This is a genomic window from Novosphingobium malaysiense (genome assembly GCF_000802225.1).
Lineage (GTDB): Bacteria > Pseudomonadota > Alphaproteobacteria > Sphingomonadales > Sphingomonadaceae > Novosphingobium > Novosphingobium malaysiense.
Genome location: NZ_JTDI01000006.1, coordinates 273,738 through 293,707, shown reverse-complemented (window position 1 = coordinate 293,707; position 19,970 = coordinate 273,738). Strand labels below are relative to the sequence as shown.

General features: G+C 63.0%; 29 protein-coding genes. 17 read left to right on the top strand and 12 right to left on the bottom strand.

The annotated features are described in order from the left end of the window. Window positions 1-115 precede the first annotated feature (115 nt). On the bottom strand, window positions 116-769 hold the full coding sequence (locus LK12_RS24340) for a DUF2726 domain-containing protein (RefSeq protein ID WP_082010649.1): 654 nt from the start codon (window positions 767-769) through the stop codon (window positions 116-118). A 367-nt stretch (window positions 770-1,136) separates the two neighbouring features. On the opposite strand from LK12_RS24340, the gene LK12_RS23980 reads away from it, so the two are divergent. From LK12_RS23980 to LK12_RS24335, 5 genes are all read left to right on the top strand, one after another. Continuing rightward, window positions 1,137-1,598 carry a hypothetical protein gene (locus tag LK12_RS23980; RefSeq protein WP_156135560.1) on the top strand — a complete coding sequence of 154 codons (462 nt, stop codon included), beginning with the start codon at window positions 1,137-1,139 and terminating at the stop codon, window positions 1,596-1,598. Window positions 1,599-1,727: 129 nt separating this feature from the next. Beyond that, entirely contained in the window at window positions 1,728-2,060 is a 333-nt protein-coding gene (locus LK12_RS19070) for an antibiotic biosynthesis monooxygenase family protein (RefSeq protein WP_039287640.1), read from the top strand. Window positions 2,061-2,118: 58 nt separating this feature from the next. Then, window positions 2,119-2,766, top strand: coding sequence for a hypothetical protein (locus LK12_RS19065; protein ID WP_039287637.1), 648 nt, complete (start codon window positions 2,119-2,121; stop codon window positions 2,764-2,766). Between the two features lie 169 nt (window positions 2,767-2,935). After that, window positions 2,936-3,337: a DUF4440 domain-containing protein gene (locus LK12_RS19060; protein WP_039287633.1), complete on the top strand. Its 402-nt coding sequence runs from the start codon at window positions 2,936-2,938 to the stop codon at window positions 3,335-3,337. Between the two features lie 125 nt (window positions 3,338-3,462). Further along, window positions 3,463-3,864, top strand: a complete 402-nt coding sequence (locus LK12_RS24335; RefSeq protein WP_082010648.1) for a hypothetical protein — start codon at window positions 3,463-3,465, stop codon at window positions 3,862-3,864. Between the two features lie 233 nt (window positions 3,865-4,097). Here LK12_RS24335 and LK12_RS19050 read toward each other — a convergent pair whose 3' ends face one another. Next, window positions 4,098-4,367, bottom strand: coding sequence for a hypothetical protein (locus LK12_RS19050; RefSeq protein WP_039287877.1), 270 nt, complete (start codon window positions 4,365-4,367; stop codon window positions 4,098-4,100). 301 nt (window positions 4,368-4,668) lie between these two features. On the opposite strand from LK12_RS19050, the gene LK12_RS19045 reads away from it, so the two are divergent. The 4 genes from LK12_RS19045 (at window position 4,669) to LK12_RS19030 (ending at window position 7,016) form a co-directional block, all read left to right on the top strand. Beyond that, entirely contained in the window at window positions 4,669-5,109 is a 441-nt protein-coding gene (locus tag LK12_RS19045) for a COG3650 family protein (protein WP_039287627.1), read from the top strand. After that, window positions 5,106-5,852 (top strand): DUF72 domain-containing protein, encoded by a 747-nt coding sequence (locus tag LK12_RS19040; protein ID WP_039287625.1) that lies wholly within the window; start codon window positions 5,106-5,108, stop codon window positions 5,850-5,852. The genes LK12_RS19045 and LK12_RS19040 overlap by 4 nt, the downstream gene beginning before the upstream one ends. A 294-nt stretch (window positions 5,853-6,146) precedes the next feature. After that, window positions 6,147-6,482 carry a hypothetical protein gene (locus LK12_RS19035; RefSeq protein WP_039287622.1) on the top strand — a complete coding sequence of 112 codons (336 nt, stop codon included), beginning with the start codon at window positions 6,147-6,149 and terminating at the stop codon, window positions 6,480-6,482. A gap of 186 nt (window positions 6,483-6,668) precedes the next feature. After that, the gene (locus LK12_RS19030; RefSeq protein ID WP_052223609.1) at window positions 6,669-7,016 is read left to right on the top strand and encodes a Rieske (2Fe-2S) protein; all 348 of its coding nucleotides are present in this window, start codon (window positions 6,669-6,671) and stop codon (window positions 7,014-7,016) included. Here the strand turns inward: LK12_RS19030 and LK12_RS19025 are convergent. Beyond that, complete coding sequence (locus LK12_RS19025) at window positions 7,007-8,107, bottom strand: potassium channel family protein (RefSeq protein ID WP_039287618.1); 1,101 nt, start codon at window positions 8,105-8,107, stop codon at window positions 7,007-7,009. The two genes, LK12_RS19030 and LK12_RS19025, sit on opposite strands and share 10 nt — an antisense overlap. Before the next feature lie 64 nt (window positions 8,108-8,171). Further along, the gene (locus tag LK12_RS19020; RefSeq protein ID WP_082010647.1) at window positions 8,172-8,618 is read right to left on the bottom strand and encodes a cupin domain-containing protein; all 447 of its coding nucleotides are present in this window, start codon (window positions 8,616-8,618) and stop codon (window positions 8,172-8,174) included. A gap of 77 nt (window positions 8,619-8,695) precedes the next feature. Here LK12_RS19020 and LK12_RS19015 point away from each other — a divergent pair, with 77 nt between their 5' ends. Further along, a complete protein-coding gene (locus LK12_RS19015) occupies window positions 8,696-9,502 on the top strand; it encodes a sugar phosphate isomerase/epimerase family protein (RefSeq protein WP_039287612.1) in 807 nt (268 codons plus the stop codon). Here the strand turns inward: LK12_RS19015 and LK12_RS19010 are convergent. Next, window positions 9,499-11,085 (bottom strand): GMC family oxidoreductase, encoded by a 1,587-nt coding sequence (locus LK12_RS19010; protein WP_039287610.1) that lies wholly within the window; start codon window positions 11,083-11,085, stop codon window positions 9,499-9,501. The two genes, LK12_RS19015 and LK12_RS19010, sit on opposite strands and share 4 nt — an antisense overlap. A gap of 153 nt (window positions 11,086-11,238) precedes the next feature. Between LK12_RS19010 and LK12_RS19005 the strand changes: the two genes are divergently transcribed. Then, window positions 11,239-12,105, top strand: a complete 867-nt coding sequence (locus LK12_RS19005) for an LLM class F420-dependent oxidoreductase (RefSeq protein ID WP_039287607.1) — start codon at window positions 11,239-11,241, stop codon at window positions 12,103-12,105. Beyond that, window positions 12,102-12,632, top strand: a complete 531-nt coding sequence (locus LK12_RS19000) for an SRPBCC domain-containing protein (protein WP_197063602.1) — start codon at window positions 12,102-12,104, stop codon at window positions 12,630-12,632. The genes LK12_RS19005 and LK12_RS19000 overlap by 4 nt, the downstream gene beginning before the upstream one ends. Window positions 12,633-12,921: 289 nt before the next feature. On the opposite strand, the gene LK12_RS18995 is transcribed toward LK12_RS19000, so the two are convergent. From LK12_RS18995 to LK12_RS18965, 7 genes are all read right to left on the bottom strand, one after another. Beyond that, window positions 12,922-13,125, bottom strand: coding sequence for a hypothetical protein (locus LK12_RS18995; RefSeq protein ID WP_039287602.1), 204 nt, complete (start codon window positions 13,123-13,125; stop codon window positions 12,922-12,924). Window positions 13,126-13,274: 149 nt separating this feature from the next. After that, window positions 13,275-13,712: a DUF1810 domain-containing protein gene (locus LK12_RS18990; RefSeq protein WP_039287599.1), complete on the bottom strand. Its 438-nt coding sequence runs from the start codon at window positions 13,710-13,712 to the stop codon at window positions 13,275-13,277. Between the two features lie 19 nt (window positions 13,713-13,731). Further along, the gene (locus LK12_RS18985) at window positions 13,732-13,947 is read right to left on the bottom strand and encodes a hypothetical protein (protein ID WP_039287596.1); all 216 of its coding nucleotides are present in this window, start codon (window positions 13,945-13,947) and stop codon (window positions 13,732-13,734) included. A gap of 100 nt (window positions 13,948-14,047) precedes the next feature. Then, on the bottom strand, window positions 14,048-14,881 hold the full coding sequence (gene dapD / locus LK12_RS18980) for a 2,3,4,5-tetrahydropyridine-2,6-dicarboxylate N-succinyltransferase (RefSeq protein WP_039287593.1): 834 nt from the start codon (window positions 14,879-14,881) through the stop codon (window positions 14,048-14,050). A 93-nt stretch (window positions 14,882-14,974) separates the two neighbouring features. Continuing rightward, complete coding sequence (gene gmk, locus LK12_RS18975) at window positions 14,975-15,661, bottom strand: guanylate kinase (protein ID WP_039287590.1); 687 nt, start codon at window positions 15,659-15,661, stop codon at window positions 14,975-14,977. Between the two features lie 88 nt (window positions 15,662-15,749). Continuing rightward, on the bottom strand, window positions 15,750-16,184 hold the full coding sequence (locus LK12_RS18970) for a hypothetical protein (RefSeq protein WP_039287588.1): 435 nt from the start codon (window positions 16,182-16,184) through the stop codon (window positions 15,750-15,752). A gap of 29 nt (window positions 16,185-16,213) precedes the next feature. Then, window positions 16,214-16,717 carry an SspB family protein gene (locus LK12_RS18965; protein WP_039287586.1) on the bottom strand — a complete coding sequence of 168 codons (504 nt, stop codon included), beginning with the start codon at window positions 16,715-16,717 and terminating at the stop codon, window positions 16,214-16,216. Window positions 16,718-16,889: 172 nt separating this feature from the next. On the opposite strand from LK12_RS18965, the gene hisB reads away from it, so the two are divergent. From hisB to hisF, 5 genes are read left to right on the top strand one after another with little or no spacing between them, the layout of a single operon-like run. Further along, window positions 16,890-17,483 carry an imidazoleglycerol-phosphate dehydratase HisB gene (gene hisB / locus LK12_RS18960; protein ID WP_039287583.1) on the top strand — a complete coding sequence of 198 codons (594 nt, stop codon included), beginning with the start codon at window positions 16,890-16,892 and terminating at the stop codon, window positions 17,481-17,483. Between the two features lie 15 nt (window positions 17,484-17,498). Then, window positions 17,499-18,128, top strand: a complete 630-nt coding sequence (gene hisH / locus LK12_RS18955) for an imidazole glycerol phosphate synthase subunit HisH (protein WP_039287580.1) — start codon at window positions 17,499-17,501, stop codon at window positions 18,126-18,128. 4 nt (window positions 18,129-18,132) lie between these two features. Next, entirely contained in the window at window positions 18,133-18,864 is a 732-nt protein-coding gene (gene hisA, locus LK12_RS18950; RefSeq protein ID WP_039287578.1) for a 1-(5-phosphoribosyl)-5-[(5-phosphoribosylamino)methylideneamino]imidazole-4-carboxamide isomerase, read from the top strand. Next, window positions 18,861-19,103, top strand: a complete 243-nt coding sequence (locus tag LK12_RS18945) for a DUF2542 family protein (RefSeq protein WP_039287577.1) — start codon at window positions 18,861-18,863, stop codon at window positions 19,101-19,103. Before hisA ends, LK12_RS18945 begins: the two co-directional genes overlap by 4 nt. Then, window positions 19,100-19,861, top strand: a complete 762-nt coding sequence (gene hisF / locus LK12_RS18940; RefSeq protein WP_039287574.1) for an imidazole glycerol phosphate synthase subunit HisF — start codon at window positions 19,100-19,102, stop codon at window positions 19,859-19,861. The genes LK12_RS18945 and hisF overlap by 4 nt, the downstream gene beginning before the upstream one ends. The last annotated feature ends 109 nt before the right edge of the window (window positions 19,862-19,970 follow it).

The window sequence follows — 19,970 nt, the reverse complement described above, 5'->3', positions numbered from 1 at the left end:
CCGGCAGAGCTAGCTTTGTTGGCGGCACTGCCGGGACGCATCTGGCTGATGAGAGGACCGGCTAGGACCCGCCTCGGGCCAGACCGTTGACCTGATGCGGAAAGAAGGCTTCCAGCTATGCAGTCTTAATTCGGGATGCCAATTTTCTGATCATGTCGCGAACTTCTGCAGGTGTGTCCCCGCTTACCACTTCAACATAACCAACGCCGGCCCTGCGCAGAGCTTCTTTCTTAACCGCGTCGCGGGCTGCAGTGTTGTTGCTGGCGTGATGTCCTTTGCCCTGAAACTCAATTGCGTGAAGCGGCTTGCAGTTGGCATCAACGATAAGAAGGTCAACGCGCTTCGAGTTGATTGCAAAGAACGCTTGCTCGTCGGGACTGGAAAGGATTTCGCCGAGACTTACTTGTCCCATCGCCCGCCAGCCGGGGCTATGGTCTGCAAGTGCTGCGTCGATTACACCGAGCAGGCGGCGTTCGCTGTGATTAAGCAGTGGGCGTGACAGGAATTTAGCTTCCATCACGCATCGGAGCTGTTCTGCGGCATCGTTCAATGCGCGGTCGGGTGTGCGTTTGGATGGCGTAACCGCCTTCTCACGCCAAGATCTCGTGGCAAAACGCTGCGGGCGACGGTTCTTCCATTTAGTTTTGCGCTGCCTTCTTTCCCACCAATTTACACTGCGCTCCACAGCGATCCCACAAAATGCTCCTACCGCGAGTACCATTACAAGCAGGTGGGGCTTGTCTATCAAGGCGATGATTTCAGGCGGCATAACGACACTTTCTGCGGAAGTGACTGTGAGTGGCAATAATGTTCACAAACAATATTAAAATGAAAGGGTTGGGATGGAGAAATGATTCGCGCTGGCTCAATTCTCCTCTCACCTCTGGTTTTATATTCTTATAACACCCCTGTGTTCGCCTTCCTCAAGAAGGCCAAGATCGACAATTCCACGGTAGTCCTCCTTGCGAAAGACTCCCCTCCCGCTTGCGGGAGGGGACGGTCGGGTGCGCAACGTGGCTGCAAGGCGAAACGTCGACAGTAAGGGGAGCGCGAGGGTAATAACCCTCGCACCCTTCTTCCCTCCCTTCCCGACAAACCGTTTTCCTACAACCCCGCCGCCGCGATAGCCTTGGCCCATGCCGAGACCTACTGCCCGCTGGCCCGCTTACTTGCGCATTCCGCCGTTCGTGCCGGTGCCTTTGCGGCATCGGCGGGACGGGTGGTCGGCCGTGCGGCAGGGGGAGTTCATCGGGTGGCTGGCGCAGACGGGCTCGGTGTCCGAAGCGGCGGCGCGGGTCGGGGCTTCGCGCGAGAGTGTCTATCGGCTGCGGTGGCGGGCAGGGGCGGCGTGGTTTGCCGCGGCGTGGGACTTTGCGGTCATGGCGCCGGACAGGGATGACATTCCGGCCTTTCCGAAGTTGACAGGCTGGGCGCTGGTGGCCGCGGCGCATGAGGGGCTGGTCCGGGTGCGGATGCGCGGCGGACGCTATGTCGGATGCTCGCTGCGGCCCAGCGATTCCGCGCTTCTGCGGCTGCTGGCGCAGATGGACCGCGCCTCGCCCGATCCGCGCGGGGGCCAGTGGGGAGGGGCAAGGTGACACGCACTTTTTCGCGCGTCCGTGTCAACCGGCGTGTCACAGGCGCGCCGCTGTCGACGAGGCGGGAGCCGGGGCGGCTGCCGGTGCGTTGGAGGCAGGAGACGCAAACCGAGGGAGGGGTACGAAGTCATGTTCGTCGCAGCCTATTGGTGGAAGGTCCACCCGGGAAAGGAAGACCAGTTTCGCGCCGCCTGGCGCCGGGGAACGGCGCTGATCCGCGAGAAATACGGCTCACTGGGCTCGCGCCTGCACTGGGACGCGCGCGAACGACGCTTCATCGGCGTCGCCGAGTGGCCCGACCGCGAGACGTGGCAGCGGGCCTACGATGCGAGGATGGTCTACGACGACCCGGAAACGCGCGCGGCCTTCGTCGATGCCATCTGCGAATGGGCGGACGAGCCGTTGCTGCTGCTGGAAGTGACCGACGACCTGCTGGACCATGCCTCCGCCGAAGGGGCCTGAGGGCTATCGGCGGGTCGGACGGGAACCTGCAGGCCGTGTTCGCCGTTTCAGGCCGACCATGCAGCACGTGATCACAGCCACCGCGCTGGCCCTATGCCTGGCCGGCTGTTCGTCCGAGCCTTCGCCGTCGGCCAATGCGGCCACGGCAAAGGCCGAACCGTCTCCGACGGCGAATGCCGCGACGCCATCGGCGCAGCCCGCCGCCGTCTCCGCCGCCGCGCCCGACGATGGTGTGGCGGCGGCGCCCCCGCCGATGGTCCTGCCCGTCGCTGTGGCACCGGTGCTGGGGCTGGACGGGTTGGACGACCTGCGCATCGGCGAGCCGGTGCCGAAGGGCGGCTCCTGGGCGGAGCGGGGCGCGCAGGTTTCGGACCTCTGCCGCATCGTCAGCTCGCCCGACTACCCGGGCGTCTATGCCATCGTCGAGACCGGCAAGGTGCGCCGCATCACGGTGGGCGAGCGCTCGAACGTCGTCCTTGCCGAGGGCATCGGCGTCGGCACCAGCGAGGCCGAGGTGAAGCGCGCCTTTCCGGGCTTTCGCGCCGATCCGCATGCCTACGAGGAAGCGCCTGCAAAGTACCTGACCGCGCCCGGTGCGGATAGCGGCGAACCGGCGCTGCGCTTCGAGATCGGGCGCGACGGGCGGGTCAGCCTGATCCATGTCGGCACGATGCCGGTGCTCGGATACGTGGAAGGCTGCGCCTGAAAGGGAGGACAAACGCCCGGCGATTGATATAAGCCGCCTGTCCCTATCCCCGCAGAGGGCAAGGAGAGGTCGTGAACCACTATCTGCTTACCTACCGTCTCGCCCCGGACCAACCGGAACGCCGTCGTCGGCATTGGCGCCGCGCAGTCGGCGCCTCGGGGGGGAGGGCATGAGCCAGACCACCGATTCCGGCGCGGAACTCGCCATCCGCCGGCGCCGCGCCACGTTCAACCGCGCCATTGCAGAAGGCGACATCGCCGCCATCTCGCAGGTCCTGGCGCGCGACGTGATGATGGTGACGGGCAGCGACAGCGCGGTCGTTTCCGGCCGCAATGCGCAGATCAAGGCCTGGCGGCGCGAGTTCTCCAGCCCGGCCCGCGCCATCTACACCCGCACGCCTGTCAGCATCGCCGTTTCGCGGATCGAGCCGGTGGCGCTCGAGCAGGGGCATTGGCAGGGGGTGGAGGCCGGATCCGGCAAGGCGCTGGCCGCGGGCGATTACGCGGCCAAGTGGCGCGAGGTGCTGGGCGAGTGGGTCATCGTCGCGGAGATCTACGCGACGCTGGCGTGAAGCTGTCGCGTAATTCCTGAAGCAGCTGGCTTAAGTCCCGGGCGGTATGTCCGTATTAAGGACTGAAGGCGGCGGATAAGGCGATGATCGCACCGCCAGGGGAACTCGCGCAAACAGGTGGAGCCATGCTCAGCAAAATGAATCCTTCGGCAGTCGTGGCACAGTGCTGGTATCTGCGCCGTCACGTGCCCGAGGGGCGGCGCCGGCGCGAAGAGAACGGGGTCGTTCATTGCACCTGCCGCTATTGCCAGCGCCCAATCCGGTCACGCGACGGCGGTAGATGGGATCTTGCCGAAGGCTTCGATGTCGAAGCGCTGGGCGGCGCCGGCCGCCAGAGCCACTTCTGCGTCGTCGATACGCTCGATGACATGGTGCTCGCCCGCTATCCCGTTCAAAGTGGCGCGGACGATGATACCATCGCCGAGCGCATGGCGGAAATTCGCGAAAAGCACGGCATCGAGGAAGATGACGATGTCCTGCAGATCCGTCTCGTCGAAGGCAGGGCCGCGCTGCAGAGCGTTCACTGAGGCGCGGCACCCGTCTGTTCGCGAATGGGCCGGGCCGAACGTGTCTTCGGCCATCAAGGCTTCCCGTGCGCCCATATGCGCTCGTGCGGTGCGAGGTTGCGAGTTCGCTGAACGGCGAAAATGCTCAAGCGAAAAGGGGCGTCATCCGGGAAGGATGACGCCCCTCGAGCGCTGTAAGGCGCGGCCGGGCGTTGGGAGAGAGAAGGTGCCCGGGTCGCGGCTCTCGCAGCGGATCAGTGACCCAGATCGTGCGCGACGTCGGCCTTGGTGAACTTCACCGAGCGGTTGTTGTAGGTGCCGGTCACGCGCTCGCCCTTGACGTACAGGCGGAACGGGATGCCTGCAGACGTGCGGCCGTCGATGACGGTGACGTCGCCCTTCTGCGCGGTGGTGTAGGTGTAGTTGACACCTTCGTGCGAGAACTCGCGGGCATCGTTGGCCTGAGCAACCGCAGGAACTGCGACGAGGGTGGCGGCACCGGCGGCGAGAATGGTCTTGAACATGGCAATGTCCCTTTGTCTGGATTCAGGAAGATTGCCCCAGGGCATCTCTTCGTTGTTGTTGCAATGCAGCATGTATGATTGCTGCGGTGCAGTGCAATTACAAAACTTAAAAGTACGGTTGCGTAATTTGCAATTATGTTTTTATCATTTATGTTCAGATGGTTGATAGAGTAATCGTGACTTTTCTGCGCAAAATTAATTTCTGCAGACGTTCTCGTTCTCCTTGCTGCATGTGCGTCCCGCTTCCAGCTGGCGCCTGATCCGTCTTGCCGGTAGCCGATCCCGGCGGTATCCCGAGGCCATGATCCGCTGGCCGTTTTCTTCCATTCTTTGGCTCCTGGCGCTCGGGTTGAGTGCCTGCCAGCCCAGCGCCGGGGGTGACGTGCCGGGGGATGGCGACGATCACACGCCCTTCGATGCAATAGCAGCGGATGAAGCGATCAAGTTTACCGGAACGGAGCCCTTCTGGGGCGGGGAAGTTGCTGACGGCAAGATGACCTACACGACACCCGAGAACGCCGAGGGCACGGTCGTGCCGGTATCTCGCTTCGCGGGTCGCGGCGGCTTGTCTTTCTCCGGGGAACTCGGCGGACAACCTCTGACACTCGCCGTGACGCCGGGCACGTGTTCCGACGGGATGTCGGACCGTTCGTATCCCTTTGTCGTCACCTTGCGACTGGGTGGTGACCTGCGTAATGGCTGCGGCTGGACGCAAGCAAAGCCGTGGAGAGGTTCCGAGTGAGATCGGGCCATATTCGCGTTGGGATCGGAGGCTGGACCTACGATCGCTGGCGCGGAACGTTCTATCCCGACGGGCTGCCGAAGACACGCGAACTCGAATACGCTGCATCCCGGTTGACCGCGATCGAGGTTAACGGAACTTTCTACAGCAGACAGTCCCCGGCCACCTTCGCCAAATGGCGCAAGGCGACGCCGCGGGGTTTCGTCTTTACGCTGAAGGCCGGCCGCTATTGCACGCAGCGCAAGGACCTTGCCCAGGCGGAAGAGAGTATCGCCAGGTTCCTCGGTCAGGGACTGGTCGAACTGGGGGACAGGCTGGGTCCGATCCTCTGGCAGTTGCCTGCGACGAAGCCGTTCGATCCCGATGAGATATCCGCTTTTCTCGCGCTTCTGCCACAGCAGCAGGATGGGGTGCCGCTGCGTCACGTCATCGAGCCGCGGCACGCAAGCTTCAACGACTCGGCCTTTTTCGCACAGGCGCGCGAGGCAAAAGTGGCCGTGGTCTACGCCGATTCCGAAAAGTATCCTTGTCTGGCCGAGCAGACGGGCGCCTTCACCTATGCGCGCCTGCAGGATGCACGGGAGAATGAGCCGACAGGGTATCCATCTGCCGCGCTCGATGGTTGGGCGCGCCAAGCCCGCGACTGGGCGGCTGGTGGACGCGAAGTCTTCGTGTTCTTCATCAATGGCGCGAAAGTAAGGGCTCCTGCGGCCGCCGAGGCTTTGATTCAGCGGTTGGATTGAAATCCCATTTATCCAAAATCAGGCCGTCGGAAGCGACTCGCTCCCTTGCATTAGCTTCCGCAAATGCAGCATTGCCGTCGCCGCACAAGATGGCGGGTTTGGCAAAGCCCATTGGAATAGAAGAAAAAGAGAAATACCCGTTGGTACGCCAATTCTATTGCGCTGCAAAATAAGGGCGGTTGCTAAGCTAATTGAGTAATGTTTTCTTTCTGAAACCGGCACTTGATGGTACACATACATCCTACAAAAAGGCGGACCGCAATGCACGGTACTGCCAGGGAAGAGGATGGTGTCATGAAGCAATTCCTGACAGCATTGCGGGCAGGACTTATCCTGTTTGCGATGGCGTTGTCCGGTACCGGTTGGGCGAACGACGGCAAAGTCGAACCCTCTGCGATGACCGGCGCCTTCTACATGCGCGACACCCTCGTTCCCCGAGCGGACGATCTCGCCCTGCTTCAGCGCAAGCCAGCGCTCTACCTTGCCAGCTTCAATGACGGCATGGCGACGGTGGCTTATTCGCTGGACAATGGGCGGATCGTCTACCGGGTGGTCAAGGGCGCGATCGACGCAAGCGCGAAGGCGGAGATCGACAGGGCTCTGGTGAAATTGCAACGCAAGTTGGCCTGACACCATCTTCAGAGCCCTTCGGGTCGCTCCACGGGCCGAGGGAGGGGAGAAGCAGGAAGGCGCGGCGGAGTTCTCCGTCGCGCCTTTTTTTTTAAGAATTTGGGCGTTCTCGCGCTTTCCGGCAGGACTGGACACTGCACAGCCAGCGAAGGCATAATCCTCGAAAACGGGAGTGGGGAATCAATCATGGACTACGTAAAGGTGACAAGCGCATCGCAAGTGTCCGAAGGCGCGCTGGTGCCGGTCGAAGCCGCAGGCCTTAAGTTGCTGGTGACCAAAGTTGGCGGCACGTACTACGCCACCCAGCGCAAGTGTCCGCACCTGGGATTCAATCTCTGCCGGGGCAAGATCGAAGGGGAATCTGTGGTCTGCGCACTCCACAAGGCAAAGTTCGACCTCAAGACAGGCCAGATCGAGCGCGACCCGCGTCTGCTGTTCATCGGGATGAAAGCGAAGACCGATCTCACGACCTACCCGGTCAAGGAGACCGACGGCGATATCTACGTTGCAGTGCCGTCTGCGACTCAGCGATAGTTGCGACCCATTTTCAAAGGTTGCCGAATCTCGGAAAAAACCGAGCCGGCGGACACCCGCGAGCCGCGAAGTACCAGAACGACCGTATCGCCGGCCTCTATCTTCACCTCTTCGGAAGGGTGGACATAGCTGGACCCGTTTCGACGGTCGATCTGGACGACGAAGAAGCCGCCGTTTCCGCGTCGTTCCGCCTCGCCTACGGTAGCGCCTGCGAGGGCTGACTTGTCCGGCACGGTGACGGCTTCGATCTCCAGCCCGAAGTCATGCAGGCCGCGTTTGAGGTCCCGCACCTGCGGCGCTTCGCCCAGGAACTTGGCCGTGGAGGGGTAGAGGATCAGTTCTGCAATGCGTTCGGCGCCAATATGCGTGGGCAACACCACCTTGTCCGCCCCCGCATGGATCAGCTTGCCCTCGGTAGAGGGATATTCGCCGCGCGCGATGATTTCGAGGCGTGGATTGAGGTTGCGCGCAGAGAGCGTGATGAAGACGTTGAGCGCATCGTCCGGCAGCACTGTCGCAAGAACCCGTGCGCGCCCGATGCCGACAGCGCGCAGCGTGGCCTCGTCGGTGGCATCACCCTTGAGTGTAAGGTGCCCGCACGCCTCTGCTTCGGCGAGCTTCGCAGGGTTCCGATCGAGAATGATGTAGGGCGTCCGCGCCCGCTGGAGTTCAATGGCGAGTTGCTTTCCGATCCGGCCATATCCGCAGATGATGGCGTGATCGGTCAGGCGGTCGATCTGGCTTTGCATGCGGTCGATCCCGAGAATGTTGCGTAACTGGTAATGTGCGAAGACCTGGACGAGGGCACCGGTGAAGAAGATCATGCCGGTGCAGCCGAGCACGATGGTGGCCATGGTCAGGGTCCGTAGCCAGGTCGTATCCAATGGGCGGACTTCGCCGTAGCCGACAGAAAAGATCGTCACCGTGACCATGTAGGTCGCATCGCCCAGCGACCAGCCCTCTGCCACAAACCCCGCAGTAGCGAGCACGTAGACGGCAAGCACGAACGCGGCCGCGCGGGCCAGATTCTGGATCGGGGTGCCGAGCACCCGGCCGGCAGCGCCGTCTATCCTGTCGTATTCACCCGCCATCGGCTGCGACCACCCTTTCAAGCCCGAACCTGCGCGCAGCAGTCAGGCTTGTCCAGCGGTTGGATCAATTGCCGGGAGCCCAGCCGGGCGGGGCGAGTTCGAACCCGGCGAAGTCGAAACCGGGTGAGACGACGCAACTGACCAGTGCCCAGCCTCCCATCGGCGCGGCTGCCTGCCAGTGCCCGGTGGGCACGCGCACCTGCGGCGCCTCGCCGTTCAGCACGTCGCCCCCCAGGAAGTGCCGTGAAGCCACGGCGGCTTCGTGCGCCGCGATCGAGAGCGAGATCGGACTGCCGGCATGCCACAACCAGATTTCCGTGGCATCCACCCGATGCCAGTGCGAGCGCTGGTGCGCTTCGAGCAGGAAATGGATGGCCGTGGCCGAAGGCCGCGTGCCGGCGACGGTCTCGGCGCGCCATGTCTCGCGGTACCAGCCGCCTTCCGGATGTGGCGCCAAGTCGAGACGTTCGATCATGGCGGCCGCCTCGTCGCGGTCAGTGGGCATCGTCATGTTCCCCTGTGGTAATTGTCGGTATCGGGCGTGATGGTGTGCTGTATAACGTTCATAGACGGGAGAGGAATCGGGGTATGCCACATCCCCTAGGTATCGAACTGCTGACGGTCCTGGGAATGGGGCCGGTAGACCATGTGGCACTGGCCGCAGATCTGGGCTGCACTGCCGTCTCGATGGGCCTGACCCAGCTTCCCTTCAATCCCCATGGCTATCCGTCGTGGTCTCTGCGCGACGACGCTGGGCTGCGGCGCGAGTTGAAGGCCGCGTTGCGTGATCGCAATGTTGCGATTTCCATCGGCGAGGGGTTGGGCGTGTCGAGCGAGATCGACGCGTCCGAACGCGCCGCGGACATGGACATTTTCGCCGATCTCGGCGCGCTGCGGATCAATTCGGTCGACATGGGCATGGAGCGCGAGCGGGCCCTGGACCAGTTGGCAAGGCTGGCGGAGATGGCCAACGAGCGCGAGATGGAATTCACGGTCGAGTTCTGTCCGGCATTTACCATCGGCAGTCTGGGCGAGGCTCTCGATGCCGTGCGTCATATCGGCGAGGACAAGGCCGCGGTGTTGATAGATTCGATGCACTTCTTCCGCTCGGGCGGCACGGTGCGCGAAATCGCCGAACTCGACCCGGCGCTGATCGGGCACGTCCAGCTTTGCGATGCGCCGCGCAAGGGTAAGGGAGACTACCTTCAGGAGGCGATGAAGGGTCGGACGATACCCGGTGAAGGCGAGTTGCCCTTGCGCGAGTTCGTCGACGCCCTGCCGCGCGGAAAGACGCTGGGGCTCGAGGTGCCGCTCATGTCGCAGTCCGAGAGCGGCCGTCCGGCGGCAGAATACGTCGCCGAGATCGTCATCAAGACGCGAGAATTGCTCGCCTAGGCCTTTGATGCGGCGCGAACCATGTCCGCGCCTTTTTCCGCGATCATCATCGTCGGCGCATTGGTATTGCCCGACGTGATCGTCGGCATGACGGAAGCATCGATGACGCGCAGGCCGTCCATCCCCTTCACTCGCAGTTCGTGGTCGACGACGCTTCCCATCGCTGCCGTGCCGACAGGGTGGAAAATGGTCGTGCCGATATCGCCGGCGGCCCGCTGGAGGTCTTCTTCGCTTTGCGCTGCAATGCCGGGGCGCACTTCCTCAGGCTGGAAGCGGGCGAGGGCCGGCTGGGCAACGATTTCCCGCGCCTGGCGAATAGCCTGCGCCGCGACCCGGCGGTCTTCCTCGCTCGAAAGGTAATTGGGCCGGATGCTGGGTGCGGCGCCCGCATCCGCGCTGGTGATGCGGCTGGTACCGCGGCTTTCCGGCCGCAGGTTGCAGACGCTGGCGGTGAAGGCGGGAAACGGATCGAGCATGCCGCCGAACGCTTCGAGGCTGAGCGGCTGCACGTGGTATTCCAGATTGGCCGTCGCGTATCGGTCGTGGCTCTTGGTGAACACGCCGAGCTGGCTGGGGGCCATGGCCATGGGGCCGGTGCGCCGAAGGACATATTCGAGTCCGATCAACGCCTTGCCGAACAGGTTCGCGGCGCGCTGGTTGAGCGTGGCCACGCCCGAGACGCGCCAGGCGCAGCGCAGTTGGAGGTGGTCCTGCAGGTTCGCGCCGACATGCGGTGCATCCAGCACGGGATCGATACCGAGCGCGGAAAGCCCAGTCGCATCGCCGATCCCCGAGCGTTCGAGAATGGCGGGCGAACCGATGGCGCCGGCTGCCAGCAGCACTTCGCCGCTTGCCCGCGCCACCTGCCGGGTATCGCCGAGGCTGTAGGCGACGGCCACTGCCCGCCCTTGCTCGACCACGACCCTTTCCACGAGGGCGCCGGTTACGATCTTGAGGTTGGCGCGACTGCGCACAGGCTTGAGAAAGGCGTCGGAGGCGCTCCAACGCCAGCCGCTGCGCTGGGTAACCTGAAAGAAGCTCGCGCCTTCGTTGTCGCCGGTGTTGAAGTCGTCGATCAGCGGGATGCCGGCCTCGCCGCAGGCTTCGCGAAACGATTCCAGGATGTCCCAGCGTAGACGCTGCTTTTCCACCCGGATCTCACCGCCGGCACCGTGTACCGGACTCGGACCGTCGTAGTGGTCCTCGGCGCGGGTGAAATAGGGCAGCACGTCGTCCCAGCCCCAGCCGGGATTGCCGGCCTGCCGCCAGCTGTCGTAATCCGCCGCCTGGCCGCGCATGTAGATCATGCCATTGATCGAGGAGCAGCCGCCGAGCACCCGTCCGCGCGGATACTTGAGCGCGCGGCCGTTCAGACCCGCTTCCGCTTCGGTCGACATGCACCAGTCGGTGCGCGGGTTGCCAATACAGTAGAGGTAACCGACCGGAACCTTGATCCAGACGTAGTTGTCCTTGCCGCCCGCTTCGAGCAGCAGGACACGGTGCCGGGGGTCTGCACTCAGGCGATTGGCCAGGACGCAGCCGGCGCTTCCTCCGCCGACGATGATGAAATCGAAATCATCCATAAACGGATCGGCTAGGCCCCTGCGCACGGGCAATCAAGTGTCGGGGCAGCCCGCACCGGCGATGCCGGGACCATAGCCTCGCAAAAGCGCTTGAAGGGACAAGGAGGTCGCTTCAAGTTGCAGGTCAAATGACATGACGAGGAGGAGAGGGGCATGCCCGTACCCGTTGTAATCGGCAAAGTCGGAATCTGGTCTCTGGAACTGCGCTTTGGCGACAAGGGGCAATCGGACGAGGCTGCGGCCGAACTCGACGAACTGGGCTACGGTGCCCTTTGGATTCCCGGCGGCATCGATGATGGCGCTCCTGCCGACGTGAAGCGCCTGCTGGGCGTTACCAAGCGTGCGGCGATCGCTACGGGTATTCTCAATGTCTGGAAGCACGAGCCGGCTGACCTCGCGGCATGGTTCGAGGGCCTGACGGACGCTGAGCAGGCGCGCACCCTGCTGGGCATCGGTGTCAGCCACGGGCCGATCATCGGCGAGCAGTGGGGCAAGCCTCTGGCAGTGATGCGGCGTTTCCTGGACGGGCTGGATGCAGCGGGAATGCCGCGAGAAAACCTCTGCCTGGCTGCTCTTGGGCCGAAGATGCTGGCGCTTTCCGGACAACGCTCCTCGGGTGCGCACCCCTATCTGGTCACGCCCGAACATACTGCGCAGGCGCGTGAGATCTTGGGCCCAGGCAAGATGCTTGCGCCCGAGCAAGGCGTGATTCTGGAAAAGGATCCGGCCAAGGCTCGCGAGCTCGCACTCGGGGCGCTCGAACACTATCGCATGCTGCCCAACTACCGGAACAACTGGCGGCGGCTCGGCTACAGCGAAGAGGATATTGATTCCTGCTCCGAGCGGCTGCTTGACGGGCTGTTCGCCATCGGCGACGTCGACGCGGTGGCAGCCCGCGTTCAGGCGCATCTCGATGCCGGGGCCGATCATGTGTGTCTTCAGGTCATCGGCGGTCCGCAGGGTGCCAGCTTTGACGTATTGAGGCCGAAGTGGCGCCGCATCGCCGAGGCATTACTGTGACCGCCGAACAGGATTCCTACCTTTTGCCCCATGGACCCGACGCACCCGGGCGAATATCCGGGTGCTGTGTCGGTCACAGGATCGAAATAGATGCGCCGCCCGAACTGGTGTGGGATTTCGTTGCCGATTTCGAAGGATGGAGCGTGTGGAATCCGCTCTACGTCGAGACTTCCGGTCATGCGGAACCGGGCAGCCAGATCCGGTTCGCGGTAAAGCTTGACGGCATGAAACCGCAAAAGGGAAGCGCCCGCATCGTCACGGTGCGACCCAACGACCTGCTCGAATATGCGCTGTCGAGTTTCGGGGGACTGGTAAAGGCCTTTCGCTTCGTCGAGATCGAGGAAGTGTCGCCCACGCGGTGCGCCGTGTCGAATGGCGAGATCATGGGCGGCGCCCTGGGAGCGCTGATCGCCCGCGCCATGGGCAGGAAAGTCGGCAAGGGGCTGGAGGGAATGAACCGGGCTCTCAAGAGAGAGGCGGAAATGAAATGGTCCGGCCAACCGTCTACACCGCACGCCGGCGGTTAGAGCCCGTCGCTCCTATTTTGCGTCAGGCGCTGATCGGCAACTCTTGAGCGTTCCGCTCTGTGCTTAAGGTCTTAAGAGTTTAGCAATCCATTGCACATAAGTCTTGTACGTGCAGGGGATGGCGGCTTCGTCGCCAGATTTTGACAAGGGCCGCCGATGTTCAGGCGACGGCATATCGTCGGGGGGCGATCTGTCCAGCCAAAGCGAATGGACGCACGCTTGCGTACGTTTCGGCAATTCGCTCTCGTCGGCGGCTCTCATCGCCCAGCGACCCTGATCAGCAGCCCTTTTAGCCGCCGAGTGCGTGTTCTTCCGCAGTTACCGGATGTCCCTGGGCAGGGCGATCCACCAGTGCTCGACCTATCCAGATCGCCGACATGGCCAGAATGGCAAGAATCAGGCTCACGATCAAAACATAGCGAAGTATGTTGGGCGTGCTTCCCCCGCGCGCCTCGTCGCTGTCCAGATGAACTTCATCACCGATGCGTTGCATTTTTTGGCTCTCCCGTCTGCCCGGCGTTCGGCTTTCGGGGCCACGATTGCATGCCGGGCCAACTGCCTTAACGCAGCAAGTGTGACGAAGGTTCCCGTGGGGATGACAAAAAGCGGCCCGTGCCAGAGTTGTCCATCGGCTAACAGGGCCTAACCGTCTGCAATGCCGAGAAGGTGCAGTGTCCGCTCGTCACGCTGCCCGTCGCAGAAGGCCTTGAGCGCGTCCGCGAATGTGCGGGCCCCGGGCCGGTCGCCAGCAGCGACCTCGAAAAGGGTCATCGAACTGCGGAATTTCTGCGCATCGACCTGGCCCAGGATGGCGACCGCACTACGCTTGCCCGTCCATCCCAGCATTGCCTCGGTGCATTGTGCCAGTCGCGCACCGAGCAGCGGGTGTTCGAGATAGGCCCGTGCCTCGTCGAGACCGCTTATGGCATAAAATTGCGCCGTGGGGCTGTGGCCCAATCCCGCTAGCTGCGGAAATATGAACCACATCCAGTGAGTGTGTTTGGTCCCGGATTCGAGTTCGGCAAGCGCGTTGTCGTAAACCTCTCGCTGCGCGTCGACGAAGCGATCGAGTTCGGCCACGGCACGCGTCTCCGCAGCGTCAGCTTCCCGGAACGTCGACGCTGCCTTGCTGCGTCGTCGTATCCACGGAGCGCGGATTTTCGGGTGCGCTGAGGGCGCCGATGATCCAGATCGCCGAAAGCGCGATCACGGCGAGGGCAAGGCTGATGAGCAGGACGTAGCGCACGATGCGCGGTGTCGAACCGGCGCGCGCTTCGTCCTGATCGACGTGAACTTCCCGTCCCTGGGTTTCCATGGTGTGCCTCCGATAGCTTGGGGCCCCCCTAGAGGACCGTTTCCATCAAAAACGCATCATGGCGGCCCGCGTTCCTTCAAACCACCTTCCCTTTTGGGAATCAGTCCCGCAGGAGTTCGTTGATGCCGGTCTTCGAGCGGGTCTGGGCATCGACCGTCTTGACGATCACGGCGCAGTAGAGCGAAGGCCCGGGCGTGCCGTCGGGAAGAGGCTTTCCGGGCATCGCGCCGGGAACGACCACGGCATAGGGCGGTACGCGGCCGATATGGACTTCGCCGGTATTGCGATCGACGATCTTGGTGGATGCGCCGATGTAGACACCCATGGAAAGCACGGCACCCTCACCGACCATCACGCCTTCGGCCACTTCCGAACGAGCACCGATAAAGCACCCGTCCTCGATGATAACCGGGCCTGCCTGCAGCGGTTCGAGCACGCCGCCGATGCCAGCTCCGCCCGAGATGTGCACATTCTTGCCGATCTGCGCGCACGAGCCGACAGTCGCCCAGGTATCGATCATCGAACCTTCGCCGACGTAGGCGCCCAGGTTCACGAAGCTCGGCATCAGCACCGTGCCCTTGGCGATATGCGCGCTGCGGCGCACGACCGCACCCGGGACCACGCGAATGCCGGCGTCGCGGAACTTTGCCTCGTCCCAGCCGGAAAACTTGAGCGGAACCTTGTCGAACGCCGGGGCGCCGGCAGAGCCATATTCCATCACCGCATTGTCATTGAGGCGGAAGCTGAGCAGCACCGCCTTTTTGAGCCACTGGTTGACGACCCATTCGCCATCCACCTTCTCGGCAACGCGCGCCTTGCCCGAATCGAGAAGGCCCAGCGCTTCCTCGACGATCTTGCGTACGTCGTCGCTGGCGGGAGTGACGGTGTCGCGCGCATCAAACGCGGCTTCGATGGCGGCTTCGAGTCCGGACATTGCTGAAAGTCTCCGAATAGAGTCAGTTTCGTGCCGGGCGCCTATCGCGCCAAGAGCACGAGGACAAGCAAAAGGGAGATTGGTATGTGCCGCTCAGGGCGCAATGCCATCTTCCGGGCGCATCAATTCGCGCACGAAACCGATCAGCCCGGTTTGGCGAGCACGGCGCATGCGTTCGGCGGCGAGAATCTCGGTGACCTTTTCGAAGCAGGTCTGGATGTCGTCGTTGACCACGACGTAGTCGTAGCCGTCCCAGTGGCTGATCTCCGAGCGGGCACGGGCCATGCGGCCTGCGATTACCTCAGCGCTGTCGGTCCCGCGGCCGGTGAGGCGGCGGCGAAGCTCGTCGATGCTGGGCGGCAGCAGGAACACGCGTACGACATCGCGCTCCAGCTTCTGGTATAGCTGCTGGGTGCCCTGCCAGTCGATGTCGAAGAGATAGTCCTGACCCTCCTTGAGTCCGGTCTTCACTTGCGCCTTGGGCGTTCCATAGCAGTGGCCGAAGACTTCGGCCCATTCGAGAAAATCGTCATTTTCCACCATGCGATCGAATTGGGCGTGGTCGACGAAATGGTAGTCCTTGCCATCGATCTCGCCGGGGCGCGGCGGACGAGTGGTGACTGAGACCGAGATGCAGATGTGGGGATCGTGCTCCAGCAACATGCGCGAGATGGTCGTCTTCCCTGCGCCCGAAGGTGAAGACATGATGAACATCAGGCCGCGACGGGCCAGCGTGTCGGTCTCCGCCGTAGACGGGGAGGAAGATGCGGAATCGGACATGCCTTTTCCGATGACCGGCCCGGCCGATCAAATCAACCCGAAGGCGTGGACCGCATGTGGGAAAAACCGGGCCGCGCAGGCATCCGGATCAATCTTCTTCGCCTTCCTCGGCCATGTCTTCGAGCTTTGCCTCGCCTTCCAGGCTGGCCTCGCGCGCCTTGCTGCGATCGTAGAGCGTCTTGGCCATGAGCGCGCCGCCGACAACGATGGCGCCGGGCACGGAGCGCAGGGCCACTTTGGCAAGCATACGATGGAGCAGATTTTCCCCCATCGTGCGTCCCTTGAGGATCTTCTTGGCCTTGGAGGGCGTGTACCTCTTGCCGAGGAAGGCCCGCTCCACCGCTTCGCGCGCTAGAATGGAACCGCCGCGCAGGGCGATGTCGGCGATCGCGAGATTGGTGGCGATGTTGGGGCTCGGGCCGCGCAATTCTTCTGGCGAGACCTTCGCCTTCGCCTTGCGCACGGTGTCCTTCGCCGCGTCTGCGGCGTCTTCGATATTGTCCTGCACTGCCTTCGTGGCCATGGCCGTTTCCTCCGGAGGCCGCGGATCGTTCAGGGTTTTTTACCGAAATCCACCGAAACGACATTCGATCCGTCCTCGGTGGAAGTAATGCGCGAGGCCACGTCTCGTTCCGATTGGTCGTTGCCGGCAGTTCCCGACATGTCCTCGTCTTCGTCCTCGGCGATAGCCTGAAATTGCAGGCCGAAGTCGACGGCGGGATCCACGAAAGCCGTGATTGCGGAAAACGGCACGTTGAGCAGGGCCGGGACCTGATTGAAGCTCAGTCCCACCGAAAAGCCTTCGTCCGTTACATTCAGATCCCAGAACTTGTTCTGAAGAACGATCGTCATTTCATCCGGAAAACGGGCTTTCAGTTCTGGCGGAATGTCCACGCCGGGCGCGTTCGTCTTGAACGTGATGTAAAAATGGTGGCTACCAGGAAGGACGCCGTTGGCGGCCTTTACCTGGCCAAGCACGCGTCCCACGACGGCTCGCAGGGCTTCCTGCACAATCTCGTCATAAGGTATCAGGCTATCTGGCGGCGTATCGTTCATCACGCCCTAGGTGCTCATCGTTCATCTAACGGTCAAGTCATTGGGCATCAGTTTTTACGCGAACTCTTGCGTTTTTACCAAGGAAATACCCTAAGCATTGCAAGCATCGCGCTGGGCCACGCCGGAATTCGCACAATTGATTCCCTCACCCACGGGTCTATAGGCGCTTTCCATGCGCACCGCTTCGATCAACCGCAAAACCCATGAAACCGATATTGCCGTCGAGGTGAACCTGGACGGCTCAGGGACCTTCGACGTCTCGACCGGCATCGGTTTTCTCGATCACATGATCGAGCAGTTTTCGCGTCACTCGCTGATAGACGTGACCTGCCGGATCAACGGCGACCTGCACGTCGACCAGCACCACACGACTGAAGACAGCGCCATCGCCATCGGCCAGGCCATTGCGCAGGCGCTGGGCGACAAGGCGGGGATTGGCCGCTACGGCCAGGCCTATTCGCCGATGGACGAAACGCTCGCCCGCGTTGCGCTGGACATTTCCGGCCGGCCTTATTTCGTGTGGAAGGCCGAATTCACTCAGGAAAAGCTGGGCGAACTCGACACCGAGCTTGTCGAACACTGGTTCCACTCGATTTCGCAGGCGGTGGGTATCACGCTACACATCGAACTGCTTTACGGGACCAACAACCACCATATCTGCGAAGGGATCTTCAAGGGCTTTGCGCGCGCGATGCGCAGCGCCGTCGAACGCGACCCGCGCAAGGGCGGGGCGATCCCTTCGACCAAGGGGCAGCTTGGCGGCTGAGAAAGGACAAGGCGAATGGGCGAAGTCCTTGCCCTGATCGACTACGGTGCCGGCAATCTCCACTCGGTTGCCAACGCGCTCAAGGCGGCCGGGGCATCCAAGGTGGCCGTCACGGCCGATCCAGACGTGGTGCGCGCTGCCGACCGCATCGTGCTGCCCGGCGTGGGATCCTTTCGGTCCTGCGCGCAGGGGCTGTGGGGCATAGCCGGCATGGTCGATGCGATGACCGAGCGCGTGCACGTGGGCGGCGCGCCGTTTCTGGGCATCTGCGTGGGCATGCAGCTTCTTGCCACACGCGGGCTCGAGCACGGCGTCACGAAGGGCCTCGACTGGATCGCGGGCGAAGTGCAGTTGATCGAACGTACCGATCGCGCCATCAAGATTCCGCACATGGGCTGGAACGACGTGGCGCTCGGCGTGCACGATCCCGCCAGCGGCCTGGTCGAGCCGGGGGAGGCCTACTTCCTGCATTCCTACCACTTCGCTCCGGATGACGGCCATACCGTCGCCGCCATGACCGACCACGGCGGCGGACTTGTCGCTGCCGTGGCGAAGGACAATGTCGTGGGCGTGCAGTTCCACCCGGAAAAGAGCCAGGTCTACGGCCTTTCGTTGCTGTCCCGTTTCCTCGAATGGAAGCCTTGAAGATATGATCGTTTTTCCCGCCATCGACTTGAAGCAGGGGCAGGTGGTGCGGCTTGCCGAGGGCGACATGGCGCGCGCCACTGTCTATGGCGACAACCCTGCAGCGCAAGCCATGCTCTTTGCAGACGCCGGTTCGCAGTTCCTTCACGTCGTCGACCTCGACGGCTCTTTCGCTGGCAAGGCCGAGAACCGGGAGGCCGTCGAGAGCATTCTCGAAGTCTTTCCGGGGCACGTCCAGCTTGGCGGCGGGATCCGCACGCCGGAGGCGGTCGAGGGGTGGTTCGAACTTGGCGTTTCGCGCGTGGTGATGGGGACGGCCGCGCTCAAGGATCCGCAGTTCGTGAAGGACATGGCCCGCGAGTACCCCGGTGGTATCGTCGTGGCCGTCGATGCGCGCGACGGCATGGTTGCCACGGAGGGCTGGGCCGAAGTGTCGGACGTGTCTATCGTCGACATGGCACGGCGCTTCGAGGACGCGGGCGTCGCCAGCCTGCTGTTCACCGATATCGGCCGCGATGGCCTGCTCAAGGGCTGTAACGTGCAGGCTACCGTCGATCTGGCGCGGCAGACCGAACTGCCCGTGATCGCCAGCGGCGGCGTCAAGGGGCTGGACGACATTCACATTCTGGCCCTTCATGCGGAAGACGGTATCGAGGGCGTGATCACCGGTCGCGCGCTCTACGACGGTCGCCTCGATCTCGCTTCCGCCATCGCCATCGCCGAGCGTGCGTCATGAATGACAGCGGCCTCGTCGGTATGTTGCTGATACTGGCGACGCTGCCGGGGCTGCTCTGGGCCTGGAACGACTATCGCAGCGGCAATGTCCGCCTGATGCTGTTCAGCCGCATGCGCAGCCCGGTACGGGCTCGGCGGGAGATCGACCCGCAGCGGTTCTGGGCCTATCTCGGATTTAACATTCTGCTGTTCGCGCTGATGCTGGCGGGCGGCCTGTACCTGATACTGGTGAAACCATGACAGTCCGCGTCCGCGTCATTCCCTGCCTCGATGTTGCCAATGGCCGCGTGGTGAAAGGTGTGAACTTCGTCGACCTGAAGGACGCGGGCGACCCCGTGGAGCAGGCCCGCGCCTATGACTCGGCCGGTGCGGACGAACTGTGTTTCCTCGATATAACCGCCAGCCACGAGGCGCGCGGAACGCTGCTCGACATTGTTCAGCGCACGGCGGAGGTGTGTTTCATGCCGCTGACCGTCGGTGGCGGTGTGCGTACCGTAGAAGATGCGCGTGCCCTGCTACTGGCGGGTGCGGACAAGGTCGCGGTCAATTCCGCTGCGGTGTCTCGCCCCGAAGTCGTGGCCGACATCGCCGAGAAGTTCGGATCGCAATGTATCGTCGCGTCGGTCGATGCGCGCCGGACCGGGCCGGACAAGTGGGAGATCTTCACCCATGGCGGACGCAAGGCGACCGGGATCGACGCGCTCGATCATGCCGTGAAGCTGTCGGATTATGGGGCCGGTGAATTGCTCGTCACGTCGATGGACGGAGACGGCACGCAGAACGGTTACGATCTGGAATTGACCCGCACGATCGCCGATGCCGTTTCGGTGCCGGTGATCGCTTCGGGAGGAGTGGGCACGCTTGATCACCTGGTCGATGGTGTGACGCAAGGCCATGCCAGTGCGGTGCTGGCTGCGTCGATCTTCCATTTCGGCAAGCACTCCATCGCGGAGGCGCACGCGGCCTTGCGCGCAGCCGGATTGCCGGCGCGCGGCTGAAAGACGCCCGGGGCGGGCCGAAACTTTCGGCTTCACCCGTGCTCCTTAACGGGACAGCGACGCAAAGCTGCTTGCCGCCATGGTCGATGCGCAAGATGGAGCGAATCAA

Coding starts and splice junctions, on each gene's coding strand:
- dapD (WP_039287593.1), bottom strand. CDS start 14,881: ATGTCCGGACTCGAAGCCGCCATCGAAGCCGCGTTTGATGCGCGCGAC.
- LK12_RS19015 (WP_039287612.1), top strand. CDS start 8,696: ATGCCACATCCCCTAGGTATCGAACTGCTGACGGTCCTGGGAATGGGG.
- LK12_RS19070 (WP_039287640.1), top strand. CDS start 1,728: ATGTTCGTCGCAGCCTATTGGTGGAAGGTCCACCCGGGAAAGGAAGAC.
- LK12_RS18995 (WP_039287602.1), bottom strand. CDS start 13,125: ATGCAACGCATCGGTGATGAAGTTCATCTGGACAGCGACGAGGCGCGC.
- LK12_RS23980 (WP_156135560.1), top strand. CDS start 1,137: ATGCCGAGACCTACTGCCCGCTGGCCCGCTTACTTGCGCATTCCGCCG.
- LK12_RS24340 (WP_082010649.1), bottom strand. CDS start 769: ATGCCGCCTGAAATCATCGCCTTGATAGACAAGCCCCACCTGCTTGTA.
- LK12_RS19045 (WP_039287627.1), top strand. CDS start 4,669: ATGATCCGCTGGCCGTTTTCTTCCATTCTTTGGCTCCTGGCGCTCGGG.
- LK12_RS19060 (WP_039287633.1), top strand. CDS start 2,936: ATGAGCCAGACCACCGATTCCGGCGCGGAACTCGCCATCCGCCGGCGC.
- LK12_RS19005 (WP_039287607.1), top strand. CDS start 11,239: ATGCCCGTACCCGTTGTAATCGGCAAAGTCGGAATCTGGTCTCTGGAA.
- LK12_RS18965 (WP_039287586.1), bottom strand. CDS start 16,717: ATGAACGATACGCCGCCAGATAGCCTGATACCTTATGACGAGATTGTG.
- LK12_RS19050 (WP_039287877.1), bottom strand. CDS start 4,367: ATGTTCAAGACCATTCTCGCCGCCGGTGCCGCCACCCTCGTCGCAGTT.
- LK12_RS24335 (WP_082010648.1), top strand. CDS start 3,463: ATGCTCAGCAAAATGAATCCTTCGGCAGTCGTGGCACAGTGCTGGTAT.
- LK12_RS19010 (WP_039287610.1), bottom strand. CDS start 11,085: ATGGATGATTTCGATTTCATCATCGTCGGCGGAGGAAGCGCCGGCTGC.
- LK12_RS18945 (WP_039287577.1), top strand. CDS start 18,861: ATGAATGACAGCGGCCTCGTCGGTATGTTGCTGATACTGGCGACGCTG.
- hisF (WP_039287574.1), top strand. CDS start 19,100: ATGACAGTCCGCGTCCGCGTCATTCCCTGCCTCGATGTTGCCAATGGC.
- LK12_RS19025 (WP_039287618.1), bottom strand. CDS start 8,107: ATGGCGGGTGAATACGACAGGATAGACGGCGCTGCCGGCCGGGTGCTC.
- LK12_RS19035 (WP_039287622.1), top strand. CDS start 6,147: ATGAAGCAATTCCTGACAGCATTGCGGGCAGGACTTATCCTGTTTGCG.
- hisB (WP_039287583.1), top strand. CDS start 16,890: ATGCGCACCGCTTCGATCAACCGCAAAACCCATGAAACCGATATTGCC.
- LK12_RS19065 (WP_039287637.1), top strand. CDS start 2,119: ATGCAGCACGTGATCACAGCCACCGCGCTGGCCCTATGCCTGGCCGGC.
- hisA (WP_039287578.1), top strand. CDS start 18,133: ATGATCGTTTTTCCCGCCATCGACTTGAAGCAGGGGCAGGTGGTGCGG.
- LK12_RS19030 (WP_052223609.1), top strand. CDS start 6,669: ATGGACTACGTAAAGGTGACAAGCGCATCGCAAGTGTCCGAAGGCGCG.
- LK12_RS18970 (WP_039287588.1), bottom strand. CDS start 16,184: ATGGCCACGAAGGCAGTGCAGGACAATATCGAAGACGCCGCAGACGCG.
- LK12_RS18985 (WP_039287596.1), bottom strand. CDS start 13,947: ATGGAAACCCAGGGACGGGAAGTTCACGTCGATCAGGACGAAGCGCGC.
- hisH (WP_039287580.1), top strand. CDS start 17,499: ATGGGCGAAGTCCTTGCCCTGATCGACTACGGTGCCGGCAATCTCCAC.
- gmk (WP_039287590.1), bottom strand. CDS start 15,661: ATGTCCGATTCCGCATCTTCCTCCCCGTCTACGGCGGAGACCGACACG.
- LK12_RS19020 (WP_082010647.1), bottom strand. CDS start 8,618: ATGACGATGCCCACTGACCGCGACGAGGCGGCCGCCATGATCGAACGT.